General features: G+C 72.0%; 27 protein-coding genes. 17 read left to right on the top strand and 10 right to left on the bottom strand.

Annotated elements, in window-relative coordinates; all coding sequences use genetic code 11:
* Positions 1–54: 54 nt before the first annotated feature.
* From ACZ66Z_RS12970 to ACZ66Z_RS12950, 5 genes are all read left to right on the top strand, one after another.
* Positions 55–2,178 (top strand): FUSC family protein, encoded by a 2,124-nt coding sequence (locus ACZ66Z_RS12970; protein WP_469934017.1) that lies wholly within the window; start codon positions 55–57, stop codon positions 2,176–2,178.
* Between the two features lie 96 nt (positions 2,179–2,274).
* Entirely contained in the window at positions 2,275–2,862 is a 588-nt protein-coding gene (locus ACZ66Z_RS12965) for a hypothetical protein (RefSeq protein WP_469934016.1), read from the top strand.
* A 102-nt stretch (positions 2,863–2,964) separates the two neighbouring features.
* Positions 2,965–3,555: a SigE family RNA polymerase sigma factor gene (locus ACZ66Z_RS12960; RefSeq protein ID WP_469934015.1), complete on the top strand. Its 591-nt coding sequence runs from the start codon at positions 2,965–2,967 to the stop codon at positions 3,553–3,555.
* A complete protein-coding gene (locus ACZ66Z_RS12955; protein WP_469934014.1) occupies positions 3,552–4,289 on the top strand; it encodes a hypothetical protein in 738 nt (245 codons plus the stop codon). The genes ACZ66Z_RS12960 and ACZ66Z_RS12955 overlap by 4 nt, the downstream gene beginning before the upstream one ends.
* 237 nt (positions 4,290–4,526) lie before the next feature.
* The gene (locus ACZ66Z_RS12950) at positions 4,527–4,739 is read left to right on the top strand and encodes a DUF397 domain-containing protein (RefSeq protein ID WP_063992029.1); all 213 of its coding nucleotides are present in this window, start codon (positions 4,527–4,529) and stop codon (positions 4,737–4,739) included.
* Positions 4,740–4,867: 128 nt separating this feature from the next.
* On the opposite strand, the gene ACZ66Z_RS12945 is transcribed toward ACZ66Z_RS12950, so the two are convergent.
* Entirely contained in the window at positions 4,868–5,365 is a 498-nt protein-coding gene (locus ACZ66Z_RS12945) for an ATP-binding protein (protein WP_189803263.1), read from the bottom strand.
* A 340-nt stretch (positions 5,366–5,705) separates the two neighbouring features.
* Between ACZ66Z_RS12945 and ACZ66Z_RS12940 the strand changes: the two genes are divergently transcribed.
* The 4 genes from ACZ66Z_RS12940 to ACZ66Z_RS12925 all read left to right on the top strand — a co-directional run bounded on the left by ACZ66Z_RS12940 (position 5,706) and on the right by ACZ66Z_RS12925 (position 9,382).
* Positions 5,706–6,578 (top strand): helix-turn-helix domain-containing protein, encoded by an 873-nt coding sequence (locus tag ACZ66Z_RS12940; RefSeq protein WP_469934013.1) that lies wholly within the window; start codon positions 5,706–5,708, stop codon positions 6,576–6,578.
* 62 nt (positions 6,579–6,640) lie between these two features.
* Positions 6,641–8,098 (top strand): aldehyde dehydrogenase family protein, encoded by a 1,458-nt coding sequence (locus ACZ66Z_RS12935; protein ID WP_469934012.1) that lies wholly within the window; start codon positions 6,641–6,643, stop codon positions 8,096–8,098.
* A gap of 73 nt (positions 8,099–8,171) precedes the next feature.
* Positions 8,172–8,714, top strand: coding sequence for a DinB family protein (locus tag ACZ66Z_RS12930; RefSeq protein WP_469934011.1), 543 nt, complete (start codon positions 8,172–8,174; stop codon positions 8,712–8,714).
* A gap of 23 nt (positions 8,715–8,737) precedes the next feature.
* On the top strand, positions 8,738–9,382 hold the full coding sequence (locus ACZ66Z_RS12925; RefSeq protein WP_469934010.1) for a PadR family transcriptional regulator: 645 nt from the start codon (positions 8,738–8,740) through the stop codon (positions 9,380–9,382).
* A gap of 120 nt (positions 9,383–9,502) precedes the next feature.
* On the opposite strand, the gene ACZ66Z_RS12920 is transcribed toward ACZ66Z_RS12925, so the two are convergent.
* Positions 9,503–10,777, bottom strand: coding sequence for an ion channel protein (locus tag ACZ66Z_RS12920; RefSeq protein ID WP_469934009.1), 1,275 nt, complete (start codon positions 10,775–10,777; stop codon positions 9,503–9,505).
* A gap of 149 nt (positions 10,778–10,926) precedes the next feature.
* On the opposite strand from ACZ66Z_RS12920, the gene ACZ66Z_RS12915 reads away from it, so the two are divergent.
* On the top strand, positions 10,927–11,430 hold the full coding sequence (locus tag ACZ66Z_RS12915) for a TipAS antibiotic-recognition domain-containing protein (protein ID WP_469934008.1): 504 nt from the start codon (positions 10,927–10,929) through the stop codon (positions 11,428–11,430).
* Positions 11,431–11,450: 20 nt separating this feature from the next.
* On the opposite strand, the gene ACZ66Z_RS12910 is transcribed toward ACZ66Z_RS12915, so the two are convergent.
* Positions 11,451–11,819 (bottom strand): YbjQ family protein, encoded by a 369-nt coding sequence (locus tag ACZ66Z_RS12910; protein WP_469934261.1) that lies wholly within the window; start codon positions 11,817–11,819, stop codon positions 11,451–11,453.
* Between the two features lie 149 nt (positions 11,820–11,968).
* On the opposite strand from ACZ66Z_RS12910, the gene ACZ66Z_RS12905 reads away from it, so the two are divergent.
* Positions 11,969–12,670: a DedA family protein gene (locus ACZ66Z_RS12905; protein ID WP_469934007.1), complete on the top strand. Its 702-nt coding sequence runs from the start codon at positions 11,969–11,971 to the stop codon at positions 12,668–12,670.
* 9 nt (positions 12,671–12,679) lie between these two features.
* On the opposite strand, the gene ACZ66Z_RS12900 is transcribed toward ACZ66Z_RS12905, so the two are convergent.
* Both ACZ66Z_RS12900 and ACZ66Z_RS12895 read right to left on the bottom strand, forming a co-directional pair.
* Positions 12,680–14,347: a threonine/serine exporter family protein gene (locus ACZ66Z_RS12900; protein WP_469934006.1), complete on the bottom strand. Its 1,668-nt coding sequence runs from the start codon at positions 14,345–14,347 to the stop codon at positions 12,680–12,682.
* A gap of 101 nt (positions 14,348–14,448) precedes the next feature.
* On the bottom strand, positions 14,449–14,940 hold the full coding sequence (locus ACZ66Z_RS12895; protein ID WP_015034462.1) for an inorganic diphosphatase: 492 nt from the start codon (positions 14,938–14,940) through the stop codon (positions 14,449–14,451).
* Between the two features lie 102 nt (positions 14,941–15,042).
* Here ACZ66Z_RS12895 and dacB point away from each other — a divergent pair, with 102 nt between their 5' ends.
* The 6 genes from dacB (at position 15,043) to folE (ending at position 22,357) form a co-directional block, all read left to right on the top strand.
* Positions 15,043–16,446 carry a D-alanyl-D-alanine carboxypeptidase/D-alanyl-D-alanine endopeptidase gene (gene dacB, locus ACZ66Z_RS12890; RefSeq protein WP_469934005.1) on the top strand — a complete coding sequence of 468 codons (1,404 nt, stop codon included), beginning with the start codon at positions 15,043–15,045 and terminating at the stop codon, positions 16,444–16,446.
* An 82-nt stretch (positions 16,447–16,528) separates the two neighbouring features.
* Positions 16,529–17,671 (top strand): zinc-dependent metalloprotease, encoded by a 1,143-nt coding sequence (locus tag ACZ66Z_RS12885; RefSeq protein WP_469934004.1) that lies wholly within the window; start codon positions 16,529–16,531, stop codon positions 17,669–17,671.
* 209 nt (positions 17,672–17,880) lie between these two features.
* Positions 17,881–18,879 (top strand): tRNA lysidine(34) synthetase TilS, encoded by a 999-nt coding sequence (gene tilS / locus ACZ66Z_RS12880; RefSeq protein WP_469934003.1) that lies wholly within the window; start codon positions 17,881–17,883, stop codon positions 18,877–18,879.
* A gap of 41 nt (positions 18,880–18,920) precedes the next feature.
* Complete coding sequence (gene hpt, locus ACZ66Z_RS12875; protein ID WP_030219931.1) at positions 18,921–19,460, top strand: hypoxanthine phosphoribosyltransferase; 540 nt, start codon at positions 18,921–18,923, stop codon at positions 19,458–19,460.
* A 171-nt stretch (positions 19,461–19,631) separates the two neighbouring features.
* Entirely contained in the window at positions 19,632–21,650 is a 2,019-nt protein-coding gene (gene ftsH / locus ACZ66Z_RS12870; protein WP_469934002.1) for an ATP-dependent zinc metalloprotease FtsH, read from the top strand.
* A gap of 101 nt (positions 21,651–21,751) precedes the next feature.
* Entirely contained in the window at positions 21,752–22,357 is a 606-nt protein-coding gene (folE, locus tag ACZ66Z_RS12865) for a GTP cyclohydrolase I FolE (RefSeq protein WP_469934001.1), read from the top strand.
* Between the two features lie 109 nt (positions 22,358–22,466).
* Here the strand turns inward: folE and ACZ66Z_RS12860 are convergent, their stop codons facing one another.
* From ACZ66Z_RS12860 to folP, 5 genes are all read right to left on the bottom strand, one after another.
* Complete coding sequence (locus ACZ66Z_RS12860) at positions 22,467–22,946, bottom strand: DUF3180 domain-containing protein (RefSeq protein ID WP_469934000.1); 480 nt, start codon at positions 22,944–22,946, stop codon at positions 22,467–22,469.
* Positions 22,947–23,006: 60 nt separating this feature from the next.
* A complete protein-coding gene (gene folK, locus ACZ66Z_RS12855) occupies positions 23,007–23,606 on the bottom strand; it encodes a 2-amino-4-hydroxy-6-hydroxymethyldihydropteridine diphosphokinase (protein ID WP_469933999.1) in 600 nt (199 codons plus the stop codon).
* Entirely contained in the window at positions 23,603–23,962 is a 360-nt protein-coding gene (folB, locus tag ACZ66Z_RS12850) for a dihydroneopterin aldolase (RefSeq protein WP_190155727.1), read from the bottom strand. The genes folK and folB overlap by 4 nt, the downstream gene beginning before the upstream one ends.
* A 121-nt stretch (positions 23,963–24,083) precedes the next feature.
* The gene (locus ACZ66Z_RS12845; protein WP_469933998.1) at positions 24,084–24,584 is read right to left on the bottom strand and encodes a nuclear transport factor 2 family protein; all 501 of its coding nucleotides are present in this window, start codon (positions 24,582–24,584) and stop codon (positions 24,084–24,086) included.
* Positions 24,581–25,441 carry a dihydropteroate synthase gene (folP, locus tag ACZ66Z_RS12840; RefSeq protein ID WP_469933997.1) on the bottom strand — a complete coding sequence of 287 codons (861 nt, stop codon included), beginning with the start codon at positions 25,439–25,441 and terminating at the stop codon, positions 24,581–24,583. Before folP ends, ACZ66Z_RS12845 begins: the two co-directional genes overlap by 4 nt.
* Positions 25,442–25,451: the final 10 nt, after the last annotated feature.

Here is a 25,451-nt window from a genome sequence, read left to right as displayed (position 1 = left end):
CGAAACGGGACGTCAGGGGGCGTTTCGGTCAGGTTCGTGGATACGCTCTGGAGCATGAGCTGGCTCCGGGCGCTGAAGGAGACCGCCCGCTCCGGGCTCACCGTCGAGCGGCGGCGGCTCGAACCCGTCGTCGCGGCCCGCGCGGCCCTCGGCCTCGCCCTGGTCGTCGGCCTCTCCCTCGCGTTCTTCGGCCCCGCCGTCGCCGCCTCCTCCGCCTTCGGCGCCTTCCAGGCGGCCATCGCCACCTTCCAGCGCTCCTGGCGCTCCCGCCCCACCCTCGCCCTGGCCTCCGGCGCCAGCCTCGCCGTCTCGACGTTCCTCGGCTACCTCACGGGCGCCCACGACGGCCTCTTCCTCGTCCTGCTGCTCTTCTGGACGTTCCTGTCGGGCCTGGCCTGGGCCTCGGGCCCGACCGCCGGCATCATCGCCTCCTCCAACGTGGCGATCATGCTGGTGACGGTCACGCTCCCGACCTCCGTCGCCACCGCCGCCGGCCACGCCGTCATGATCTTCGCGGGCGGTGTCGTCCAGGCCGCACTCGTCGTCCTCCTCCCCGTCCGCCGCTGGGGCGCCCAGCGCGACGCCCTCGCGGACGCGCTCGCCGCGGAGGCGGACTACGCCCGCCGGCTGCGCCACGATCCGGTCGCGCCGTTCGACCCCGTACCGCTCATGACGGCACGGAGCGCCGCCGCCGTGACGCCCCGCCAGGCCCGTACCCGCCCGGCGGAACTGCACGGGGCGCGGGGGCTCGCGGAGCGGATCCGTCCGGTGCTCGCCTCGCTCGCGGACCCCGCGGTCGGCGTGCCGGAGGAGGGGCGGGAACGGGCCCGGGTGCGGGAGCTGCTCGGCGCGGCGGCCGAAGTCCTGGACGCCGCCGCGCACGCGATCCGGCACGGCGAACCGGTGACGCCGCCGCCGCCCGCCCTCGCCGCCCTGCGCACCCCGGACACCGGCGCGATCCTCAAGGGCCCGTCCCGCCGGGCGGCCCTCCGGCTGACGGCGCTGCTCGGCGACGTCGTCGAGACGGCGGACCCCCGCACGGAGACACCGGAAGGACCGGAGGCATCGGTAGGACCGGAGGTACCGGAAGGACCGGAGGCGCCAGGGGCCCCGGGGACGGTGCGGACCCGCACCCGTCCCACCCTCCTCCGGCTCGCGCCGGTCGTCGTGGCGGAGGTGCGCGCCGAGCTGCGCCCCGACTCCCCGGTCCTGCGGCACGCGGTCCGCGTCTCGGCGGTCACGGCCGTCGGCTACCTGCTGGGCACGTGGCTGCCCTTCGGACACGGCTACTGGGCCCCGATGGCCTCGGTGATGGTGATGCGCCCGGACTTCTCGCAGACGTACGCGCGCTCGGTGGCCCGCTTCGGCGGCACCCTGGTCGGGGTGGCGCTGGCGACGGCGGTCGTCCGGTCGGCGCACCCGGGCACGTACCTGTCGGCCGCCCTCGCGGTGGTGTGCGCGTTCGGGATGTACCTGCTGATGCGGACGGGGTACGCGGCCGGGCAGACCTTCGTCTCCGCGTACGTCGTCTTCCTGCTCGGCATGGACGGCGCCGGCCTGACCCAGACCGTGCGGGAGCGGGTCCTGCTGACCCTGCTCGGCGGGGTCCTCGCGATGCTGTCGTACGCCCTTTACCCGGCCTGGGAGACGCCCCGGCTGCGCGGCCGGCTCGCGGACTGGCTGGCGTCGGTCGGCGCGTTCGCGGCCGTCGTCACCGCCCGGTACGCCGATCCGGTCGGCCCCACCAGCCCCGACGTGCGGGAGGCGCTCCTGAGGACCCGCGCGGCCCGGGTCGCCTGGCAGGAGGCGGTGGCCCGGGCGACCCACGAACCGGTGCGGCACCGGGGGCTCTCGCACGCGGCGGCGGAGCAGGCCGAGCACGCGCTCGCGGAGTTCGGCCGGGTGGCGATGCTCCTGGAGGCGCACCTGCCGGAGCGCGGCGCCCCGCCCGTGCCCGCGGCGGCGCCCCTCGCCGAGTCCCTGCGCCGGTCGACGGAGCGGGGTGCGAAGGAGGTGCGGGAGCGCAGGGAGCCGCACTGGGACGACCTGCGCGAGACGCTCGCGGCGTGGTCGGCCGAACCGCCGGACCACTTCCTGCTCCACAAGGGCGCCGTCCTGCTCCTGGAACGCCTGGAGGAGCTCACGACGGCCCTCATGGCGTCGACCCGGTCCGGATGAGACCGTCGGCGTGTCATCCGACGGGGGGTGCGGCGGAGTTGGAAGGGGTGAGGGGCGCGAACGGTCGCGTCCCCCGGAGATCCCAGGAGCGACCGGATGAAGAAGTACCTGTCGGCGGCGGCCGGTGTCGTGACCGCCGTGGTGATCGCGGCCCCGGCGGCCGTGGGCGCGTCCTCCGCGACTCCCGCCGGTCCCACCGCCACCTCCGCCCTCGGGCCGATCGCCGCGCCCGCCGCCAAGCCCGCCGCCGCCCCCGACGCCCCCGCCCCCGCCCGGATCCGTACGGTCCGCTCCGGCGAGCGCGTGGACGCGGGGCGGGGATTCACGGTGTGGCTGACGGAGGACGGCAAGCACTGGACGGACCCGGACGGCTTCGAGAACTTCCGCAGCGTGGTCGACGGCAACATCGACCGCTCGCGGCCCGGCGTCAGTCACCAGAGCGAGGGCGGCGGGACGGGCGTGTTCCACTCGGGCCTCTACTACGGGACGAGGCGGGCGGGCCGCGTCGAACTGACCGATGCCGAGGGACACAGGGCCGTGGCCACGCTCGTCGCCCTGAAGGGCCACGCCGACTGGGGCGTCTGGTACGTCCACACGGCGCCGTCCGGGGGCACCCCGGCCGTGGCGCTGTACGACCGTTCGGGCAAGCTCCTGGCCGACCTGCCGGGCGGCCGGAAGCCCTGACCGGCGTACGACACAGACCGGGGTGGGGCCCGGCACGGGGCAGGCCCCACCCCACCCATCCCCTTCCCACCGAGCCACCGACCGATCGCGAGGAACGACACCGTGCCGCAGGAGTCCGCCACCGAGGACGACGGCTTCGCCGAGTTCGCCGTCGCCGCCTGGCCCCGGCTGGTGCGCACGGCGCAGCTCCTGACCGGGGACTTCCACGAGGCCGAGGACCTGGTGCAGACGACGCTGGCCAAGGTCCACGGGCGCTGGCGGCGGGTCCCGCGCGCCGAGATCGACCTCTACGTGCGCCGCTCGCTGATCAACAACAACCTGAGCAGGATCCGCCGCAAGCGGGTCGCCCACCTTCTGACGCCGGTACTGCCGGAGTCGCTCCGCCACACCTCGGCGGGCCACGCGGAGACGGTCGAGGAACGGACCGCGCTCCTCGCCGCGCTGGCGGACCTCACCGTCCGGCAGCGGGCCGTGATGGTGCTCCGCTACTGGGAGGACCTGACCGAGCCGCAGATCGCGAGCGTGCTCGGCTGCTCGCTCGGCACGGTCAAGTCCCACGCCCGGCGCGGCCTGGCGGCGCTGCGCGCCCACCCCTCCCTCGCCGCCGAGCCCGCCTCCCCGCCCCCCGCCGCCGCGCCCGCCCGCTCCTGCCCTTCTCCTGCTCTCCCCGCCTCTTCCGGAGCCCGACGATGAACCCCACGCCTCCGCCGGGCCCCGGCCGCCCCCCGTCCGACCCCGGCGAGAGCGAGGTCCGGGCGGCGTTCGCGAGGGCCGCCCTCGACGTGACCCCGGGCCCGGTGCCGCTGGCCGCCGTCCGGCAGGCGGGCCGGGCGCGGCGGCGGCGCCGTACGGCGGGCCTGTCCGCGCTCTCGGTGCTCGGCGCCGCGGCGGCCGTGGCGGGGGTCGTCGCCCTGGTTCCCGTACGGCCCTCCCCGTCGGCGCCCGCTCCCGTCGCCGCCCCGCCGAGCGCCGTCCGGACCTCGGCGCCGACCGTCCGTCCGACGCAGGCCCCGCCCCCGGTACGGGTCGTGGCCCGGGACGAGCGCGTGGACGCGGGACGGGGGTACGCGGTGTGGCTGACGGAGGACGGCAAGCACTGGACGGACCCGGACGGCCTCGAGAACTTCCGCAGCGTGACCGACGGCAACATCGACGCATCGGTGCCCGGCGTCAGTCACCAGAGCGAGGGCAGCGAGGGCGGCGGGACGGGCGTGTTCCACTCGGGCCTCTACTACGGGACGAGGAAGGCGGGCCGCGTCGAGCTCACCGGGGCCGGGGGGCGCACGGTCCTCGCCACCCTGCTCGAACTGCCGGGCCGCCCGGGCTGGGGCGTCTGGTACGCGCGCACCCCGAGCCACCAGGACGCCGTGACGCTGTACGACCGGGCGGGCAGGCGCCTGGCCGGCCTGCCCGGCCGGGCGGGCTGACCCGCGGGGCGCCCCGGGCCCGCCGATCAGCCCGCTCCCGCCCTGCCGAGGCCGTGGCCCCGGCGGGGGTACCCGCCGGTAGGACTCTCCGTCGCGTAGCCGCTACGCCACCCCCTGTGCACGTGCATCTGCTCATGCATCTGCATATGAACACAGCTATGATCCGAGGAAGTTGACACCTGCACCAAGCAACTCGGGGAGCTACCAGTGCATCATGCGCATCACGCGTACAACGGCATGGCGGCGACGGAGCTGCGAGGAGTCGTGTGGCAGAAGAGCCGGCACAGCAACTCCCAAGGATCGTGCGTGGAGTTCGCCAAGCTGCCGGGGGGCGACGTCGCCGTGCGCAACTCGCGCCACCCCGACGGCCCCGCGCTGGTCTACACGCCCGCGGAGATAGAGGCCCTCCTGCTGGGCGTCAAGGACGGGGAGTTCGATCACCTGGTGTGAGACGCGGAAAGGGCCCCGACGGTTTCCCGTCGGGGCCCTTCCCCCGTCCCGCGTACCGTGCGGAGTGCTCCCCGGAACGCCCGGGGTGCTCCCCGCACCGCTCCCCGTGCTTCCGCGCACGGCGGTCGCTACTCCGGTCCGATCCGGAACAGCGCCCACACCACCTTGCCCTGGAGCGTCCCGGCGAGCGGGTGCCAGCCCCAGCTGTCGCTGAACGAGTCCACCAGGAACAGCCCGCGCCCCGACTCGGCGGCGAAGTCCTCCTCGCCGCCGCGCGCCTCCGGGCTCTCCCTGCTGGGGTCGCGCACGGCGCACACCAGGCGCGAGGCCCAGCGCATCAGGTGCAGCCGGACCGGCGGGTTCTGGCCTTCCTCCTGCGGCGCGTCGGCGGGCACGGCGTGCCGCAGCGCGTTGGTGACGAGTTCGGAGACGACCAGGGCGACGTCGTCGAAGCGCTCCGTCAGCTCCCAGCGGTCGAGCGTGGCGCTGGTGAACTTGCGGGCCCCGCGCACGGCTTCGTACCGGGCGGGCAGGGCGCAGGAGGCGGAGGTGGAGACGGCGCCGGGATCGATCGGCGGAAGGCCCTGCCGTAACGGCTCGAGCACGGTCGATCCATTCGTCCCCATGCGAGGCACTCCCGGGAATCGCGACTGTGGTGCGACAACACGACAACACGAACGAGTACGCGGCTGCGCGAGCTCCATGGTTCCCAATGCGCCCACGGGATGCAAGGGCAGATGCACGTGCACGCGCCGGACCTGTCCGCCCACGTGCCGAATCTATGCATAAGTCGTCCACCCGATGAGGGGAACTTTCCGCGATCGGCGCGCACTGTGCCCGTACTGTGCGCGCGGACGCCCGGAAGTCGCCGCCTTTCCGTAATCGAATGTGTACGCGCTGAAGCGTTTGATGGCAGAATCCGGGGCTCGACGGGGGCTCGACACCGTAAAGGGGAGGCGAAGAGCCGTGACCGCAGGCGAATCGAGCGGAGCGAGCGGGAGCGTGGTGCGGCGCATCCTGCTGGGCTCCCAGCTGAGGCGACTGCGCGAGTCGCGCGGGATCACCCGCGAGGCGGCCGGTTATTCGATCCGCGCGTCCGAATCCAAGATCAGCCGCATGGAGTTGGGACGGGTGAGCTTCAAGGCCAGGGACGTCGAGGATCTGCTCACCCTCTACGGAGTCGGGGACGAGGCCGAGCGCGGCGCGCTCCTCGGGCTCGCCCGCGAGGCCAACGTCGCCGGCTGGTGGCACAGCTTCGGCGACGTCCTGCCCGGCTGGTTCCAGACGTACATCGGCCTGGAGGGCGCCGCCTCGCTCATCCGCGTCTACGAAGTGCAGTTCGTCCACGGCCTGTTGCAGACCGAGGCCTACGCCCAGGCCGTCGTCACCCGGGGCATGCCCGACGCCCCGCGCGCCGAGATCGACCGCCGGGTCGCCCTGCGCCTGGAGCGCCAGAAGATCCTGGTCTCCGAGCGCGCCCCGCAGTTCCACGCCGTCCTCGACGAGGCCGCGCTGCGCCGCCCCTACGGCGACCGGTCGGTCATGCGGGGGCAGTTGAGGCACCTCATCGAGATCTCCGAGCACCCGGGCGTCACGCTCCAGATCATGCCCTTCAGCTTCGGCGGCCATGCCGGGGAGAGCGGCGCCTTCACGATGCTCAGCTTCCCCGAGTCCGACCTCTCCGACGTCGTCTACCTCGAACAGCTCACCAGCGCCCTCTACCTCGACAAGCGCGAGGAGGTCGCCCAGTACCAGCGGGTGATGGAGAAGCTCCAGGAGGACGGGCCGGATCCGGCCGAAAGCCGGGACCTCCTCCGAGGACTCCTCCAACTCTCCTGACACGTCAGTACGATGACGCCACAACAGTCGCACTGCAGGTAGCGGGTAGAGGGGTCTCCACCATGTCGCACTTCACCGACCTGGCGCACCAGTACATCGACGGCGAGTGGAAGCCCGGCAGCGGTTCGTGGGACATCATCGACTTCAACCCGTACACGGGGGAGAAGCTGGCGTCGATCACCGTCGCGACCGCCGACGAGGTCGACCGCGCCTACCGGGCCGCCGAGCGCGCCCAGACCGCGTGGGCCGAGACCAACCCGTACACCCGCCGGCTCGTCTTCGAGCGCGCGCTGCGGATCGTCGAGGACCGCGAGGAGGAGATAGCCGGGACGATCGTCGCCGAGCTCGGCGGCACCCGTCTCAAGGCGGCCTTCGAGCTGCACCTCGCCAAGGAGTTCCTGCGCGAGGCGATCCAGCTGGCGCTGCGCCCCGAGGGCCGCATCCTGCCGTCCCCGGTCGACGGCAAGGAGAACCGGGTCTACCGCGTCCCCGTCGGCGTCGTCGGCGTCATCTCCCCCTTCAACTTCCCCTTCCTCCTCTCTCTCAAGTCGGTCGCGCCCGCGCTCGCGCTCGGCAACGCCGTCGTCCTCAAGCCGCACCAGAACACCCCGGTCTGCGGCGGCACGCTGGTCGCGAAGGTCCTGGAGGAGGCCGGTCTGCCGGCCGGCCTGCTGAACGTCGTGGTCACGGACATCGCCGAGATCGGCGACGCGCTCCTGACCCACCCGGTCCCGAAGGTCATCTCCTTCACCGGCTCCGACAAGGTCGGCCGCCACGTCGCCACGGTCTGCGCGCAGAACTTCAAGCACGCCGTCCTCGAACTCGGCGGCAACAGCGCCCTGATCGTCCTCGACGACGCCGACGTCGACTACGCGGTGGACGCGGCCGTCTTCAGCCGCTTCGTGCACCAGGGCCAGGTCTGCATGGCCGCCAACCGCATCCTGGTGGACCGCACCCTGGAGGAGGAGTTCACCGAGAAGTTCGTGGCGAAGGTCAGGACCCTGCGCGTCGGCGACCCGGCCGACCCCGCCACCCACATCGGCCCCCTCATCAACTCCCAGCAGGCGGAGACCGTCTCCTCGCTCGTCGACCAGACGGTGGCGTCCGGCGCGACCGCCCTGCTGCACGGCACGGTCGACGGCAACCTCGTCTCCCCGTCCGTCCTCACCGGCCTCGCCGCCGACGCCCCGGTCCTGAGCCAGGAGATCTTCGGCCCGGTCGCGCTGATCGTGCCCTTCGACGGCGAGGAGGAGGCCGTGCGGATCGCCAACGACACGCCGTACGGGCTCAGCGGCGCCGTCCACACCGGAGACGTCGAGCGGGGCGTACGGGTCGCCAAGCGCATCCACACCGGCATGATCCACATCAACGACGGCACCGTGCACGACGAGCCGATCGTGCCCTTCGGCGGCGAGAAGCACTCGGGCGTGGGGCGGCTCAACGGCGAGGCGATGGTGGAGTCCTTCACCACCCAGAAGTGGATCTCGATCCAGCACGGCCGCAGCCGGTTCCCCTTCTAGGACAGTGGTTGTCCGCAAGGGTCCGTAGCGTGGTCGGTGTCGAAAAACACAGCCACGGAAGGCGGATCCCATCATGGTGGCCCTTGTTCCCCCGGAGCAGCCCGGCGACGAGCGCGGCGCGTTCCTCAACTTCGTCGAGGCGCAGCGCGCCGCGCTCCGCCGCTCGCTCCTCGGCCTCACCGAGGAGCAGGCGGCGAGCCGCCCCAGTGCCAGCGAGCTCAGCCTCTCGGGGCTGGTCAAGCACGTCGCCGAGGTCGAGCTGAACTGGCTGCGGCTGGCCCAGGAGCAGCCGAACGAGCGGCAGCGGACCGAGGAGACCTGGGGCGACGCCTTCCGCCTCATCGACGGCGAGACGATTCCGCAGGTCCTGGGGTTCTGGGCGGACGTGGCCGAGCAGACGGAGGCGTTCGTCCGCTCCGTGCCGAGCCTGGACGACACCTTCCCGCTGCCGCCCGCGCCCTGGTTCCCGAAGGAGGGGCGGGTGTCGGTGCGCTGGATGCTGCTGCACCTGGTCCAGGAGATGGGCCGGCACGCCGGCCACGCGGACATCGTCCGCGAGTCCCTGGACGGCAAGGGCTCCTTCGACCTGATCGCGGAGGAGAACGGCGCCGCTTAGTCAAGGTTGACTAACATGGGCGCATGTCGGCGATCCGTCTCCTCGTCCTGGGCGCGGTCAAGCAGCACGGCCGCGCCCACGGCTACCAGGTCCGCAACGACCTGGAGTACTGGGGCGCGCACGAGTGGTCCCACGCCAAGCCCGGCTCGATCTACCACGCGCTGAAGCAGATGGCGAAGCAGGGCCTGCTGCACGCCCACGAGGTCGCGCCGAGCACGGTGGGCGGGCCGCCGAGGGTCGAGTACGAGCTGACGGAGGCCGGCACGGAGGAGTACTTCGCGCTGCTGCGCGGGGCGCTGACCACGCACGACCAGAAGGCGGACGTCCTGTCGGCGGCTCTCGGCTTCATGGTGGACCTGCCCCGCGGGGAGGCCGTGGAGCTGCTGCGCCGGCGGGTGCGGGGGCTCGACGAGTGGCGGGCGGAGGTCACCGGGTACTACACGCCGGAGGGCGGGCCCGGACAGCTCGGGCACATCGGCGAGATCATGCACTTCTGGGTCCATTCGGCGGACGCCGGCAAGGAGTGGACGCGGGGCCTGATCGAGCGGATCGAAGCCGGGGCGTACGTGTTCGCGGGCGAGGGCGAGCCCTTCGTGGGGGTGCTCGCGGAGGGCGAGGAGAACCCGTACGCGCATCCGCAGGAGGAGGACCCGTACGCGCACCCGTAGGGCGAGGGGGACCCGGCACGCGCACCCGCAGGCCGAGGAGAACCCGTACGCGCACCCGCAGGCCGAGGGGGACCCGTACGCGCACCCCTGGCGGGCCTCGCGCCGGCGTGGTCCGGGCGGTCAGCGCAGGGCGTCGCCCCGGTGGTCGAGTTGGAGCTGCGGGCGCCCGGTGACGATCAGCCAGGCGGGCAGCGAGGCCAGGCAGAGCAGGGCGAGCACCGCGGGCGAGGCGGCGAGGGCGGTGCCCGTGAAGAGGCTGATCCAGCCCTGCCGGGTGGTGGCGAGCAGGACGCCGAGGACGGCGGAGGAGACGGCGACGGCCGGCTGGACCTCGGGGACGAGGGCCTGCGCGAGCAGTCCGAACGCGGCCCCGATGAAGACGGCGGGGAAGATCCGGCCGCCCCGGAAGCCGCAGGAGGCGGCGACGACGAGGGCGAGGAGTTTGACGACGGCGAACGTGGCGAGTTCTCCGGAGGACCAGCCGCCGACCGAGGAGGCGAGCTCCTTGGTCTCCGCCAGGCCCTTGAAGAGGGTCTCCGGCCCGCCGAGGGCGCCCAGCAGGCCGAGGACGAGGCCGCCCAGGGGCAGCATCAGCATGGGGTGCCGCAGGCGCCGGAAGGCGGCGTGCACGTGGGGGAAGAGGTAGCAGGAGACGAGGCCGAAGAGGGCCGCGGCGGAGGCGATCGTCAGGGCGGCGAGGAGGTCGACGAGACCGGGTTCGGTCAGCGGCGGGAGCCCCACGTCGAAACTCGGCTCGGAGACCAGCTGGGTCGTCGTCGCGCCGGCGCCGGCGGCGACGAGCGGGGCGAAGAGCCGGTCCCAGAGGGAGCCTCGGCCCGGCTGCCCCACCATCGCCTCGGAGAGGACGAGGGCGGCCGCCACGGGGGTGCCGAAGAGGGCGCCGATGGTGGCGGCCGAGGCGAGCGCGACCCAGGCCGCGCCCGGCACGGTCGGCGCCGCCCTGCGGCCGAGCCAGAAGGTGAGGGCGATGTTGGTGGCGATGATCGGGTTCTCGGGACCGAGGCTGACGCCGCCGGCCAGCGTGAGGGTGCTCGCCAGCAGCAGCCCCGGCACCACCCCGGGGGCGAGCGGCGCCCCGCCGAGCCCTTCGGAGGCCGGATCGGGTCCGGCGTGGCCGGGAACCTTCCACACGACGAGGCCCACGGCGACGCCCGCCGCCGTGAGCACGGCGATCGTCCAGAGGGCGGAGTGGTTCCCGATCCCGAGCGCGTCCGGCAGGTCGTTCCAGAGCACGTGCTCGAACTCCTCGGCGAGGGCGCTGATCCCCAGGAACAGCAGACTCGCCGCCACCCCGACGAGCAGGGCGGGCAGGATCTGGGGGAGCAGGAGCCGGGCGGGCGCCTCCACGGGAGACGGAGCACGATCGGGGGCCACCGCCCCACCATAGGCGCGCAAAAGGAACACGCCCTGCCGAATCGCTCGCGGGGCGGAGGCGAGAACGGCACCCGGGCCGGCACGTGCACCTCACGTCGCGTCAGGACCCAGGCTGAACGGCGTACCGACGGAGAAGGGGCGGACGGCCGATGGGCTACTCCGTCGGCGAGCTCCAGAGGATGGCGGCGGCCGTCGAGCACGCCATGGAGGCGAAGAAGACGGGCATCAACCTCACGCCCGAGGAGAAGTTCGAGGTCTTCGGGGACAAGGACCCCGAACGGTTCGCGGCCGAGACCGCCCGCCGCTGGGGCGGCTCCCACTCCCACGAACGGGCACGGGCCCGCGCCGCCGCGTACGGCAAGGAGGACTGGCAGCGGATGAAGGACGAGGTGGACGCCTGGGGCGCCGCCTACGCCGCCCTGATGGACGAGGGCCGGGACCCGCGCTCCGAGGAGGCGGTGGACCTCGCCGAGGCCCACCGCCGCCACCTCACCGCCCGGTTCTTCGACTGCCACCCCAGGACCCGCGTGGAGCTCGCCGAGACGTACGTCGCCGACGAGAACTTCCACGCGTTCTACGCGTCGATCCACACGGGCCTCCCCGAGCACCTGCGGGAGGCCGTCCGGGCCGACGCCGACCGCAGGGCCGCCTGACGGACCCGGTCCCGGCGACCTCAGGCGCGCGGCGCGATCACCACTGCCGTGCCGTACGCGCAGACCTCCGTGCCCACGTCCGCCGCTTCCGTCACGTCGAAGCGGAACATGAGCACGGCGTTCGCGCCGCGCGCCGCGGCCTGCTCCACCAGGCGCTCCATCGCCTGGTTGCGGGTCTGCACGAGGGTCTTCGTCAGACCCTTCAGCTCACCGCCGACCATCGACTTCAGCCCCGCCCCGATCTGGCTGCCCAGATGGCGGGAGCGGACGGTGAGCCCGAAGACCTCACCGATCACCTGCCGCACCTCGAAACCCGGCACGTCGTTCGTCGTCACGACCAGCACGTCGGGGCGCGGTCCCTGACCGCCCCCGTACTCCTCGATGCCCATCGGCATGCACCTCCTGACCCCCAAGCCTCGGGCCGGCGCGGCGGGTCCGCATCCCGTGGGAGCCGGGTGGAACCGGGCGCCCGCGGCCCGCGTTGATAGCTTGGGGCCAGCCGTCCCCCACCCCCACCGACCGCAGGAGCCCGGAACCCGTGAACACGCTTGCCCTCGGACCGAGCTGGCTGGACCCGGACTATCTGATCCAGACCTTTGGTCTGATCGGTGTCCTGGTGATCGTCTTCGCCGAGTCCGGCCTCCTCATCGGGTTCTTCCTGCCCGGCGACTCGCTGCTCTTCACCACCGGCCTGCTCGTCACCACCGGCAAGCTCGACACACCGCTGTGGCTGGTGTGCACCCTGGTGGTGGCCGCCGCCGTCATCGGCGACCAGGTCGGCTACCTCTTCGGCCGGAAGGTCGGCCCGTCCCTCTTCAAGCGCCCCGACTCCAAGCTCTTCAAGCAGGAGAACGTCGAGAAGGCGCACGAGTTCTTCGAGAAGCACGGCCCGAAGTCGCTGATCCTGGCCCGCTTCGTGCCCATCGTCCGGACCTTCACGCCGATCATCGCCGGCGTGAGCAGGATGAACTACCGCTCGTTCATCATCTTCAACCTCATCGGCGGCCTGCTGTGGGGCGCGGGCGTGACCCTGCTCGGCGCCTCCCTCGGCAAGGTCGAGTTCGTCCACAAGCACATCGAGCTGATCCTCGTCGGGATCGTCCTGATCTCCGTGATCCCCGTCGTGATCGAGCTCCTCCGCGCCCGCGCCCAGTCGAGGAAGAACCCGCCCCACGGCGACCACGACGCCCCCGGCGCCCCCAACCCCTCGGGCCCCCGCGGCCGCCACGCCAAGCGGTAGAGGTACCCCCTAGAAGCCCCGGGTGCGCTTCGCCGCGCGCCGTGCCGCCGCCGCGCCCGGGGCCTGCATGAAGAGGCGGGCCAGCTCGCTCCCCAGGTTCACGCCGATCGCGATCGCCAGGGCCAGCGCCGCCGCCTTCGCCAGCGAGGCGAAACCCTGGTCCAGATTGTGCTGGGCGATCGCCAGCACCCCGAAGTACGTCGCCGAACCGGGCAGCAGCGGCCCGATCGCCGCCGTCACGTACGGCAGCGACGAGGTGTGGTGGTAGCGGGCGATCAACTGCCCGAAGAGCCCCACCAGACCGGCCGCCACCGCCGTCGCCATCACCGCCGACCCCTCGGCGGTCACCGCGATCGACGCGTACACCACCCACGCCACCCCGCCGTTCAGCGTCGCGAAGAGCACCGTCGCCCGCGACTGCTGCAACAGGATCGCGAACGTCGCGCACAGCACCATCGACGCCAGGATCTGCACCGCCGGCCGCTCCACCGTCCGCAGCACCCCCTCCGGGTTCAGCTGCGCGTCGAACTGCACCGCCACGTACAGCACCGACAGCACGCCCACCACGATCGCGACGAAGAAGTAGGCGACCTCCAGGAGCCGGGCCGAGGCCGTGATGTAGAAACCGGTCAGACCGTCCTGCACGGCCGCGACGAGCGCCCGCCCCGGAATCAGCGCGAACAGCCCACCCGTGATCACCGCCGACGGCCGCAGATCCGCGTGCAGCAGCGTCAGGAGCACCCCCATCGCCGCCGGCGGCATCGCCGCCACCAGGAACTGGTAGAACTCCGGCATCCCGCGCCCCGCGAACAACCACGCCAGCCGGTCACCGAGCACCGCGCCCAGCGCCGCCACGAAGAAGACCGTCGGACCGCCGCCGAGCAGCACCGAGGCCGCACCGGCCAGGACGCCCGCCGCCGTCGTCAGCGCCCACCCCGGATACGGATGCCGGTTCCGCCGGATCTCCGCCAGCCGCCGGTACGCCTCCTCCGGCGTCACCTCGTGCGCCTGCGCGTTGATGTCCGCCAGCAGCTGGTAGACGGCCGCGAGCCGCGTGTAGTCCGTACCCCGACGGCGCACCGTCCGGTTCGCCGTGACCGGGTCGTCCACCAGCGAGGGCTGATAGGTGACGGACAGCAGCGTGAACGTGACCGTCGGCTCCACCCGGTCCAGGCCGTACGAACGGCAGATCGCGAACATCGCCGCCTCGACGTCCTCCGCACCCTCCCCGCCCGCGAGCAGCAGCTCGCCGATGCGCAGGGTCAGGTCGAGCACGCGCGGCACCGAGGGCCCGGACTCGTCCTCCTTGCGGGGCGCCTCCGGCACCGGCCGCTCACCCACCGGCAGCCGCAGCATCGTCCGCATCCGGTCCTGCCACGGCGCGTCCCGCGGGAGCCGCACCAGCGGCACCCCGTACGCCGGGGTGAACGCCGGCGGCGAGCTCTTCGCCGAGTACGTGGCCGGCGGGGCGAACGCCGAACCCTCCGGCTCCTGCGGCGGCTCCGGCACCAGACCGGGCGGAAGGGCGAACTCCGACGTCGGATGCTCCTCCTCGGCCGGCACGGGATGCTCCACCCCCGCCGGCGGCACGAACGCGCTCCGTGCCTCGTCCGACTGCGGCTTCCGGTCCTCAGGAGCACCGTCCTCCGGCTCCGCCACCACTCTCTCCGCCCTCATCCCCGGGGAATCCTGGATTCCAGTATGAAGGTGCGACGGACGCGCGAAAGGCGGCCCACCCCGAGAGGTGCACCGCCTTCACACAACCGCAAGACCGGACCTCAGTGGCCGCCCTGCTCCTTGGCACGCGCGTACGACTTCTCGATCTCCGCCTCGGCCTCGGCGCGACCGACCCAGTCGGCACCCTCGACCGACTTGCCCGGCTCCAGGTCCTTGTAGACCTCGAAGAAGTGCTGGATCTCCAGACGGTCGAACTCCGCCACGTGGTGGATGTCCCGCAGGTGCTCCATGCGCGGGTCCGTCGCCGGCACGCACAGCAGCTTGTCGTCGCCGCCGGCCTCGTCCGTCATGCGGAACATGCCGATGGCACGGCACTTGATCAGACAGCCCGGGAAGGTGGGCTCGTCGAGGATCACGAGCGCGTCCAGCGGGTCGCCGTCCTCACCGAGGGTGTTCTCGACGTAGCCGTAGTCGGTCGGGTAGGCCGTCGACGTGAAGAGACGACGGTCCAGGCGGATGCGACCGGTCTCGTGGTCGACCTCGTACTTGTTCCGCGATCCCTTGGGGATCTCGATGAGAACGTCGAACTCCACGGGTGGCTCCTCCTGAATCAACACAAGTGAATGCTCGCGACGGCGCGCGGTGGTTAAGTGTCCCTCACGCACGTGTGTGATCGCGAAAGGGGCTGGTCAGCAATGCCGGAGCCGAGGACGTGGCAGCTCACGGCGGGCTCCGCCGCCCTCGGTCTCGTCCTGGCCGCCGCCGCGGCCACCGCGGCCGGACCGTGGGACGGAGGCCAGCGTACGGCCGAGCGGGCCCGCGCCGCCGCCCCCGCGACGGGTGGCACGCATCACGCCCCGGCCCCGGCCCCCGCCGCCCCCCGCCGGCCCGCGCCCGCCCCCAGCGCCCCCGGCGTCCTCACCGCCCTGCACGCCCCGGCCCCCGCCCCGCACGCCACCGACCTCGCCGCCGTCCTCGTCCCGCTCCTCGCCGACCCCGGCCTCGGCACGCTCCGCACCGCCTCCGTCGTCGACACCGCCACCGGAGAACAGCTGTACGGCGAGGGCGCCACCACCCCCATGACGCCCGCCTCCACCGTCAAGATCGCCACCACCGCCGCCGCGCTCTCCGCCCTCGGCCCCGACCACCGCATCCCCACCACCGTCACCGCCGCCCCCGACGGCCGGAGCATCACCCTCACCGGCGGCGGCGACCCCACCCTCGACCCCGCCCGCCTCAAGGCCCTCGCCACCGACACCGCCCACGCCCTCAGGGCCCACGGCCGCACCTCCGTGCGCCTCGCCTACGACACGAGCCTCTACCGGGGCCCCGCACTCCACCCCATCGGCCCCAACGAGAACCTCGCCCCCGTCGTCGCCCTCATGACCCGCGAAGGACGCCTCGACGACAGCACCAGCGGCCCCGCCCCCCGCACCGCCGACCCCGCCCGCGACACCGCCACCGCCTTCGCGAAGCTCCTCACCGAAGCCGGCGTCACGATCACCGCCGACCCCGCCCCCGGACCCACCCCCCGGGCCGCCCCCCTCGCCCGCACCGCATCCGCCCCCCTCGCCGACCTCGTCGAACACACCCTCACCCACAGCGACAACGACCTCGCCGAAGCCCTCGCCCGCCAGACCGCCCTCGCCCGCAGACAGCCCGCCAGCTTCCGGGGCGCCGAGAAGGCCGTCCACGACGAACTCGCCCGACTCCGCCTCCCCACCACCGGAGCCCGCTTCACCGACGGCAGCGGACTCGACCGCCGCGACCGCGTGTCCGCCGCCCTCCTCACCGCCCTCCTCACCCGAGCGGCCGACCCCACCCACCCCGCCCTGCGCCCCCTCCTCACCGGACTGCCCGTCGGCGGCTTCACCGGCACCCTCGCCGACCGCTTCGCCACCGCCCCCGCCACCGTCGGCGCCGGGCTCGTCCGCGCCAAGACCGGCACCCTCACCGGCGTCAACACCCTCGCCGGGACCGTCGTCACCCCCGACGGGCGCCTCCTCGCCTTCGCCTTCCTCGCCGGCCGCACCCCTTCCCCCCACGAGGCCCAGCCCGCCCTGGACCGGCTCTCCGCCGCCCTCGCCGGTCGGCGATGACCACCGCCCGACCCGTCGCCCACCCGTGTCCGAACCGCACCGAACCCTGACCGAACAGGCGCCGAACCCGTACGGTTGACGCATGACGAGCATCGGTGGCGCAGGCACATCCGGGATGGTCGACTGGAACCTCGCGGTCGCGACCGCGACCCGCCTCGTGCGGCCCGGACCCGAAGTCAGCCGCGACGAGGCCCGCGAGGTCGTCGCCGAACTCCGCAGACACGCCAAAGCGTCCGAAGAGCACGTCCGCGCCTACACCCGGATGATCCACGAGGACGCCGACCCCGTCGCCGACACCCCCGTCCTCGTCGTCGACCGCGCCGGCTGGATCAGGGCCAACGTCGCCGGCTTCCGCGAGCTCCTCACCCCCCTCCTCGGCAAGATGCAGGAACGCCGCTCCACCACCCCCGGCAGCGCCCTCCTCGGCACCGTCGGCGGCAAGGTCACCGGCGTCGAACTCGGCATGCTGCTCTCCTTCCTCGCCTCCCGCATCCTCGGCCAGTACGAGACCTTCGCCCCCGCCACCCGCGCCCTCCCCGCCGGCACGGACGGCGGCGGACGCCTCCTCCTCGTCGCCCCCAACATCGTCCACGTCGAACGCGAACTCGACGTCTCCCCCCACGACTTCCGGCTCTGGGTCTGCCTCCACGAAGAAACCCACCGCACCCAGTTCACCGCCGTCCCCTGGCTCCGCGACCACCTCCAGGGCGAAATCCAGTCGTTCCTCGCCGCCACCGACGTCGACCCCGGCACCGTCGTCGAACGCCTCCGCGAAGCCGTCCAGACCCTCGCCGGCGGCCGCCCCGAGGGCGAGGAGGGCGAACCCTCCCCCTCCCTCGTCGAACTCGTCCAGACCCCCGAGCAACGCGAGATCCTCGGCCGCCTCACCGCCGTCATGTCACTCCTCGAAGGCCACGCCGACTACGTCATGGACGGCGTCGGACCCCAGGTCGTCCCCTCCGTCGCCGAGATCCGCGAGAAATTCCAGGCCCGCCGCGCCCGCGGCGCCTCCCGCCTCGACCTCGCCCTGCGCCGACTCCTCGGCCTCGACGCCAAACTCCGCCAGTACCGCGACGGAGAACGCTTCGTCCGCGCCGTCGTCGACCAGGTCGGCATGGACGGCTTCAACCGCGTGTGGACCTCGCCCAACACGCTCCCCACCAAGGCCGAGATCGCCGCACCCACCGACTGGATCGCGAGGGTGCACCGTAAAGCAGACTCCTGAGACGGATGCGGCACACGACACGGGAGCACCTCAGAGCCCCCCCACCAATCACCCGTCCGAGGGACCCTGACCATGGGGTGAGGCGTGCAATGCTCGGGTAACGGCCGGGTTTCTGTCACCATCGACGCACTCTGAGTGACCGAACCCCCCTTTCCGACCGTTAAGACACCGACCGAGGCACCCCACCCCCATCACGAAGGGCACCGGACATGGGTCCCCATCCTGCGGTCGCGGCGATACGCCTGGCGGTCCGCCGCGTACTCCACGACGTCCTCACCGACCACACCACCGACGACGAACCCCTCGTCCTCGTCGCCTGCTCCGGCGGCGCCGACTCCATGGCACTCGCCTCCGCCCTCGCCTTCGAGGCCCGCAAACTCCCCCTGCGCGCCGGCGGCATCACCGTCGACCACGGCCTCCAGGACGGCTCCGCCACCCGGGCCACCGAAGTCGCCGCACGCATGACCGCCCTCGGACTCGCCCCCGTCGAATCCGTCGCCGTCACCGTCGGCCGCGAAGGAGGCCCCGAAGCCGCCGCCCGCGACGCCCGGTACGCCGCCCTCGACGCCGCCGCCGAACAGCACGGCGCCGCCGCGATCCTCCTCGGCCACACCCGCGACGACCAGGCCGAAACCGTCCTCCTCGGCCTCGCCCGCGGCTCCGGCATCCGCTCCCTCTCCGGCATGGCGGCCGTCTCCGGCACCTCCGGCCGCTACCGCCGCCCCTTCCTCCAGCTCGACCGCCAGACCGTCCGCAAAGCCTGCATCGCACAAGAACTCGCCGTCTGGGACGACCCCCACAACAGCGACCCCGCCTACACCCGCTCCCGACTCCGCCACGAAGGCCTCCCCGCCCTCGAAAAGGCACTCGGCAAAGGCGTCGTCGAAGCCCTCGCCCGAACGGCCCAGCTCTCCCGCGACGACGCCGACGCCCTCGACACCTGGGCCGCCGACGCCGAGACCGCCGTACGCGACGAAGCGGGCGCCCTCGAATGCGCCAAGCTCCACGGACTGCCCCCCGCCGTACGCCGCAGGGTCCTGCGCCGCGCCGTCATCGCCGAGGGCGCCCCCGCCGGCTCCCTCTTCGCGCGCCACATCGAAGAAGTCGACCGACTCGTCACCGGCTGGCGCGGCCAAGGAGCCATCAACCTGCCCGGCCGAGTCGAAGCCCGCCGCCAGGGTGGCAGACTGGTCATCCGGCAAGGCTGACGCACGCTGCAACGAAAGTGACCCGGGTGAACGAGAAGGACATGGGCACCGACCTCCAGTCGGTGCTCATCACCAAGGAAGAGATCGACGCCAAGCTGGCAGAGCTGGCCGCGAAGATCGACGCGGAATACGCGGGCAAGGACCTGCTCATCGTCGGCGTCCTCAAGGGCGCGGTGATGGTGATGGCGGATCTGGCTCGCGCCCTTTCCACCCCCGTCACCATGGACTGGATGGCCGTCTCCTCCTACGGCGCCGGCACCCAGTCCTCGGGCGTCGTCCGCATCCTCAAGGACCTCGACACCGACATCAAGGGCAAGCACGTCCTGATCGTCGAGGACATCATCGACTCCGGCCTGACCCTGTCCTGGCTGCTGTCGAACCTCGGCTCGCGCGAACCCGCCTCCCTCGAGGTGTGCACCCTCCTGCGCAAGCCGGAGGCCGCGAAGGTCGCCATCGACGTCAAGTGGATCGGCTTCGACATCCCCAACGAGTTCGTCGTCGGCTACGGCCTCGACTACGCCGAGAAGTACCGGAACCTTCCGTTCGTCGGCACGCTCGCCCCGCACGTCTACGGCGGCTGACAACCCCGCCGCACGGGGAACCCGCACCGCCTTCCCTCCGTTGAACCATGGGAAGGCGGTCGCGGGCGACGATGCTGAGGTACCGTCCGAAGAACAGCTTTTTCACACAGCAGCTCTCACAGCAGCATTTTCCTACGGGCAGGAGGGACGGAGCGTACTCGCTCCGTATGGATGGACGTGAAGCGATACTTCCGTGGGCCGGTCATGTGGATCGTGCTGGCCGTCCTCGCCGTGGTCGTGCTGATGCAGGTCGTCGGCTCGTCCGAGGGCTACAAGACGGTGGACACCGGCCAGGTCGTCCAGGCGATCGACAAGAACCAGGTCAAGCAGGCAAAACTCACCACCGGTGATGAGCAGCTCATCAAGATCGACCTCATCGACGGTCAGAAGATCAACAAGAGCGACAAGCTCCAGGCCAGCTACATCGGCACCCAGGGCGCCGACCTCGCCGACAAGCTCCAGGAGAAGTTCGAGGCCGGGCAGATCGAGAAGGGCTACACCGTCTCCCCGACGAAGCAGTCCCCCTTCGTCTCGATCCTGCTCTCGCTCCTCCCCTTCGTCCTCATCGTGGTCGTCTTCCTCTTCCTGATGAACCAGATGCAGGGCGGCGGCTCCCGCGTCATGCAGTTCGGCAAGTCCAAGGCCAAGCTCATCACCAAGGACACCCCCAAGACCACCTTCGCCGACGTCGCCGGCTCCGACGAAGCCGTCGAGGAACTCCACGAGATCAAGGAATTCCTCCAGGAACCCGCAAAGTTCCAGGCCGTCGGTGCCAAGATCCCCAAGGGCGTCCTCCTCTACGGCCCTCCCGGAACCGGCAAGACGCTCCTCGCGCGCGCCGTCGCCGGCGAAGCCGGAGTGCCCTTCTACTCGATCTCCGGCTCCGACTTCGTCGAAATGTTCGTCGGCGTCGGCGCCAGCCGCGTCCGCGACCTCTTCGAGCAGGCCAAGGCCAACGCCCCGGCCATCGTCTTCGTCGACGAGATCGACGCCGTCGGACGCCACCGCGGCGCCGGCCTCGGCGGCGGACACGACGAACGCGAGCAGACCCTCAACCAGCTCCTCGTCGAGATGGACGGCTTCGACGTCAAGGGCGGAGTCATCCTCATCGCGGCGACCAACCGCCCCGACATCCTCGACCCCGCCCTCCTGCGCCCCGGCCGCTTCGACCGGCAGATCGCCGTCGACCGCCCGGACATGCAGGGCCGCCTGGAGATCCTCAAGGTCCACCAGAAGGGCAAGCCGGTCGCCCCGGACGTCGACCTCGGCGCCGTCGCCCGACGCACCCCCGGCTTCACCGGCGCGGACCTCTCCAACGTCCTCAACGAGGCGGCGCTCCTCACCGCCCGCAGCGACCAGAAGCTGATCGACAACAAGGCGCTGGACGAGGCGATCGACCGCGTGGTCGCGGGCCCGCAGAAGCGGACCCGCATCATGTCGGACAAGGAGAAGAAGATCACCGCCTACCACGAGGGCGGCCACGCCCTCGTCGCGGCGGCCTCCCCCAACTCCGACCCCGTCCACAAGATCACCATCCTGTCCCGCGGCCGCGCCCTGGGCTACACGATGGTCCTCCCGGACGAGGACAAGTACTCGACCACCCGCAACGAGATGCTCGACCAGCTCGCCTACATGCTGGGCGGCCGCGCGGCCGAAGAGCTCGTCTTCCACGACCCCACCACGGGCGCGGCGAACGACATCGAGAAGGCCACCGCCACGGCCCGCGCCATGGTCACCCAGTACGGCATGACCGAGCGGCTCGGCGCCATCAAGTTCGGCGGCGACAACACGGAGCCCTTCCTCGGCCGAGAGATGGCGCACCAGCGCGACTACTCGGAAGAAGTCGCCGCACTGGTGGACGAAGAGGTCAAGAAGCTCATCGAGACCGCCCACAACGAGGCCTGGGAAATCCTCGTCGAGAACCGCGACGTCCTCGACAACCTCGTCCTCGCCCTCCTGGAGAAGGAGACGCTGGGCAAGGAGGAGATCGCCGAGATCTTCGCCCCCATCGTCAGGCGCCCGGCCCGCCCGGCCTGGACCGGCTCCAGCCGCCGCACCCCCTCCACGCGTCCGCCGGTGCTCTCCCCCAAGGAGCTCGCCCTGACGAACAGCGCGAACGGCTCGGCGACCCCGGCGGTCGACACCACCAAGGGCATCGACATCGCCCCGGTCGACACCCCCGAGGACTGACCTCCCGGGCACCCCGGAATGGAAGCCGCGCCCCCACAGGTTCTAGCCTGTGGGGGCGCGGCTCTTTCGCGCGCACACAGGCAGACGGAACGAGGCACAGGATGACCGACCCGGTGACGCTGAACGGCGAGGGCACGATCGGCGAGTTCGACGAGAAGCGCGCCGAGAATGCCGTACGGGAGCTCCTCATCGCGGTCGGCGAGGACCCGGACCGCGAGGGACTGAGGGAGACGCCGGCGCGGGTGGCGCGGGCGTACAAGGAGCTTTTTGCTGGTCTGTGGCAGAAGCCCGAGGACGTTCTGACGACGACGTTCGACCTGGGACACGATGAAATGGTCCTGGTGAAAGACATCGAACTGACGTCGCAATGTGAGCATCATTTGCTCCCCTTCCACGGTGTGGCTCACATTGGTTACATTCCGGCGGAGACGGGCAAAATTACCGGCCTGTCGAAGCTGGCTCGCCTCGTTGACGTCTTCGCCCGCCGTCCGCAGGTGCAAGAGCGCCTGACCACGCAGATCGCCGATTCGCTGATGCGGATCCTTGATGCGCGTGGTGCGATCGTCGTCATCGAGGCGGAGCACATGTGCATGGCGCTGCGCGGAGTCCGCAAGCCGGGCGCGAAGACGACGACCTCGGCGGTACGTGGTCAACTTCGTGACGCCACTACCCGTGCCGAGGCCATGTCCCTGATATTGGCCCGCTAGGAGCGGGCCGTCCGTCTTGCTCCGTACGGCCCTCTTGAGCGGCGGAACTCCTCGCTGATCAAGGGGGCGGTAGGTGAGCGGGCACCTGGCGCGTGAGCCCCGGTGGCCGTCAGGCCGCCGGGGCCTGGTTCTTGTCGTCGTCCTCCGGGAGCTTGCAGACGCGCTCCAGGAAGAGGGCGGCGGCGATGACGGCGATGCCCGCCGCGACCGAGAAGGCCGCGTAGAGGGCCTGGTCGCGGCGGGCGGGGACGTCGAGGGAGCCGAGGAGGAAGACGCCCGTGCCGCCGTACATGCCGGCGACGAGGGCGGCCACCAGGGCGCTCGCCTGACCGAAGACCACGGCGCGGGCCGCCATCAGGGGTTCGACGCCCTTGGCGCCGGGGCGGCGCTCGCGCTGGGCCTTGAGGCGGGCGCGGAGGGAGAGGGCGGTCGCGGTGAGGACGACGGCGATCACGGCGAGGACGATGGGTGCGGCGATCGGCACGCTGGGGAGGGTGCCGATCGAGTCCCAGAGGCGGGCGGCGCCCCAGGAGAGGACGCCGGCGACGAGGAACAGTCCGGTGAGTACTTTCAGCCGCAGTTGTTTCACCGGGTGTCCTTCGTGTGGTCGTCGGTCGTGGTCGCCGGGCGGTCTCCCCGAGCGTAACGACTACTCGGGCAGACGGAGTTCCAGGTCGGCACGGGGAGTGACGCCTTCGTGGCCGAGGGCGGTGAGGAGTTCGGCGATCGGGCCGTGGCCGGGGAGCTGGGCGGCGGGGTCGACGTCGTGCCAGGGGGCGAGGACGAAGGCGCGCTGGTGGGCGCGGGGGTGGGGGAGGGTGAGGACGGGGTCCTCGGAGACGACGTCGGCGTAGGTGATGATGTCGACGTCGATGGTGCGGGCGCCCCAGCGTTCTTCGCGGACGCGGTGGAAGGCTTCTTCGACGGCGTGGGCCCGCTCCAGGAGGGAGGAGGGCGGGAGGGTCGTCTTCACGAGGGCGACGGCGTTGAGGTAGGAGGGCTGGGTGTCGGGATCGACGCCCCAGGGGGCCGTCTCGTAGACGGGGGAGACGGCTTTGACCCGGAGGCCGGGCGTGTCGCCGAGGGCGTCGACGGCGCCTTGGAGGGTCTCCAGGCGGTTGCCGAGGTTGGCGCCGAGGGCGAGGACGGCCCAGCGGGGGTTGGAGAGGGTGGTGTCGGCGGCGTCGACGGTGGCGACGACGGCGGCGGGTACGGGCTGGACGGTGGGGTCGCTCTGCGTCGGCTTCATCGTCGGCTCCGGGTGATCGTGATGGTCACGTCGTCGAACGGCACGGTGATGGGGGCGTCCGGTTTGTGGACGACGACTTCCACCTCTTGTACCCCGGTGTGGCTGAGGCACTGCTGGGCGATGCGCTCGGCGAGGGTTTCGATGAGGTCGACGGGTTCGCCCTGGACGACGTCGACGACCTCTTCGGCGACGATGCCGTAGTGCACCGTCTTGGTGAGGTCGTCGTCGGCGGCGGCCGGGCGGGTGTCCAGGCCGAGGACCAGGTCCACGATGAAGGTCTGGCCCTCCTCGCGCTCCTTGGGGAAGACGCCGTGGTGGCCTCGGGCCTTGAGGCCGCGCAGCGCGACACGATCCACGCGAATCACTCCTGCTGTCGTAGTTCGGGTGGCCACGCAGCCGGGTGCGGACGGCCGGGTGTCCACTTCGAATCTACCTGCGGGGACCGACAGCGCTTGCCCGCGGGGGGCCGGGGGTGGGTCAGACGGGGGGTTCGGCGGGGGGTTCGGTGGGTTCCGTGCCGGGTTCGTGGCCGTCCGTCTCCTCGGTTTCGGCGAGGACGGGGGAGGCGTGGTGGGACCAGATCCGCCAGCCCTGGGGTGTGCGGCGGAACACGTTGGTGGCGACGACGAGCTGGCCGACGAGGGGACCGAGCTCGGCGCCGTCCTCGGGGGGTCCGCCGCTGAGGATGTTCTCGGTGCAGGTGACGAGGGCGGTGTCGTGGGCCAGGGAGATCCGCAGGTCGGTGAGGAAGAACTGGATGTAGTCGGTGTTCGCCATGATGAGGGCGTAGGAGCGGAGCACTTCGCCGCGGCCGGTGAGGACGGGCCAGCCGGGGTGGACGCAGGTGACGGGGGTGGTGCCGTCGTCGAGCCAGAGGGTGGAGAGGTTTTCGAAGTCGCCGGTCTCCATGGCTTCGTAGAAGGCGGTGTTGGCGGCTTCTACGGCTGCTTCGTCGGTGGCTCGGTCGGTGTGGCTCACGCGGCTCCTTCGACGGCTCTGGCGACGCGTACGGCGTCGGCGGTGGCTCGTACCTCGTGGACGCGGACGGCCCAGGCGCCGGTGTGGGCGGCGATGGCGGAGACGGCGGCGGTGGCGGCGTCGCGTTCGCGGGCGGGCGGTGGGGTGGCGCCTTCGCGGGTGAGGACGTGGCCGAGGAAGCGTTTGCGGGAGGCGGCGACGAGGAGGGGGCGGCCGAGGGTGCGGAGCTCGGGGAGGTGGGCGACGAGGGCGAGGTCGTGGGGGGCGAGTTTGGCGAAGCCGAGGCCGGGGTCGATGACGATGCGCTCGGGGGCGATGCCGCCGTCGATGACGGCTTCCATGCGGGTGCGGAGTTCGGTGAGGACTTCGTGGACGACGTCGTCGTAGACGGCGAGTCTGTTCATGTCGTGGCTGAAGCCGCGCCAGTGCATGACGACGAAGGGGACTTCGGCGGCGGCGACGGCGGGGACCATGGCGGGGTCGGCGAGGCCGCCGCTGACGTCGTTGACGAGGACGGCGCCGGCTTGGACGGCGCGGGCGGCGACGGTGGCGCGCATGGTGTCGACGGAGACGGTGACGCCTTCGGCGGTGAGGCCGCGGACGACGGGGACGACGCGGCGGAGTTCTTCTTCCTCGTCGACGCGGGTGGCGCCGGGGCGGGTGGATTCGCCGCCGACGTCGATGAGGTCGGCGCCTTCGGCGACGAGGTCGAGGCCGTGTTTGACGGCGGCCGTGGTGTCGAACCAGCGGCCGCCGTCGGAGAAGGAGTCGGGGGTCACGTTGACCACGCCCATGACCGCGCAGCGGTCCCACTCCGGCAGGCCTCGGGCCGTGCCCCGGTCGATCGTCGTACTCATGTGTCCAGCG

Source organism: Streptomyces sp. NPDC107498, assembly GCF_055582805.1.
Note: the sequence above shows the minus strand (reverse complement) of the source record. Positions and strands in the feature narration are given on the sequence as shown.

Coding starts and splice junctions, on each gene's coding strand:
- ACZ66Z_RS12910 (WP_469934261.1), bottom strand. CDS start 11,819: ATGGGCATCGAGGAGTACGGGGGCGGTCAGGGACCGCGCCCCGACGTG.
- ACZ66Z_RS12965 (WP_469934016.1), top strand. CDS start 2,275: ATGAAGAAGTACCTGTCGGCGGCGGCCGGTGTCGTGACCGCCGTGGTG.
- ACZ66Z_RS12955 (WP_469934014.1), top strand. CDS start 3,552: ATGAACCCCACGCCTCCGCCGGGCCCCGGCCGCCCCCCGTCCGACCCC.
- folP (WP_469933997.1), bottom strand. CDS start 25,441: ATGAGTACGACGATCGACCGGGGCACGGCCCGAGGCCTGCCGGAGTGG.
- hpt (WP_030219931.1), top strand. CDS start 18,921: ATGGGCACCGACCTCCAGTCGGTGCTCATCACCAAGGAAGAGATCGAC.
- ACZ66Z_RS12930 (WP_469934011.1), top strand. CDS start 8,172: ATGGTGGCCCTTGTTCCCCCGGAGCAGCCCGGCGACGAGCGCGGCGCG.
- dacB (WP_469934005.1), top strand. CDS start 15,043: ATGCCGGAGCCGAGGACGTGGCAGCTCACGGCGGGCTCCGCCGCCCTC.
- ACZ66Z_RS12925 (WP_469934010.1), top strand. CDS start 8,738: ATGTCGGCGATCCGTCTCCTCGTCCTGGGCGCGGTCAAGCAGCACGGC.
- ACZ66Z_RS12970 (WP_469934017.1), top strand. CDS start 55: ATGAGCTGGCTCCGGGCGCTGAAGGAGACCGCCCGCTCCGGGCTCACC.
- folK (WP_469933999.1), bottom strand. CDS start 23,606: ATGAAGCCGACGCAGAGCGACCCCACCGTCCAGCCCGTACCCGCCGCC.
- ftsH (WP_469934002.1), top strand. CDS start 19,632: ATGGACGTGAAGCGATACTTCCGTGGGCCGGTCATGTGGATCGTGCTG.
- ACZ66Z_RS12900 (WP_469934006.1), bottom strand. CDS start 14,347: ATGAGGGCGGAGAGAGTGGTGGCGGAGCCGGAGGACGGTGCTCCTGAG.
- tilS (WP_469934003.1), top strand. CDS start 17,881: ATGGGTCCCCATCCTGCGGTCGCGGCGATACGCCTGGCGGTCCGCCGC.
- ACZ66Z_RS12915 (WP_469934008.1), top strand. CDS start 10,927: ATGGGCTACTCCGTCGGCGAGCTCCAGAGGATGGCGGCGGCCGTCGAG.
- folE (WP_469934001.1), top strand. CDS start 21,752: ATGACCGACCCGGTGACGCTGAACGGCGAGGGCACGATCGGCGAGTTC.
- ACZ66Z_RS12945 (WP_189803263.1), bottom strand. CDS start 5,365: ATGGGGACGAATGGATCGACCGTGCTCGAGCCGTTACGGCAGGGCCTT.
- ACZ66Z_RS12885 (WP_469934004.1), top strand. CDS start 16,529: ATGACGAGCATCGGTGGCGCAGGCACATCCGGGATGGTCGACTGGAAC.
- ACZ66Z_RS12935 (WP_469934012.1), top strand. CDS start 6,641: ATGTCGCACTTCACCGACCTGGCGCACCAGTACATCGACGGCGAGTGG.
- ACZ66Z_RS12950 (WP_063992029.1), top strand. CDS start 4,527: ATGGCGGCGACGGAGCTGCGAGGAGTCGTGTGGCAGAAGAGCCGGCAC.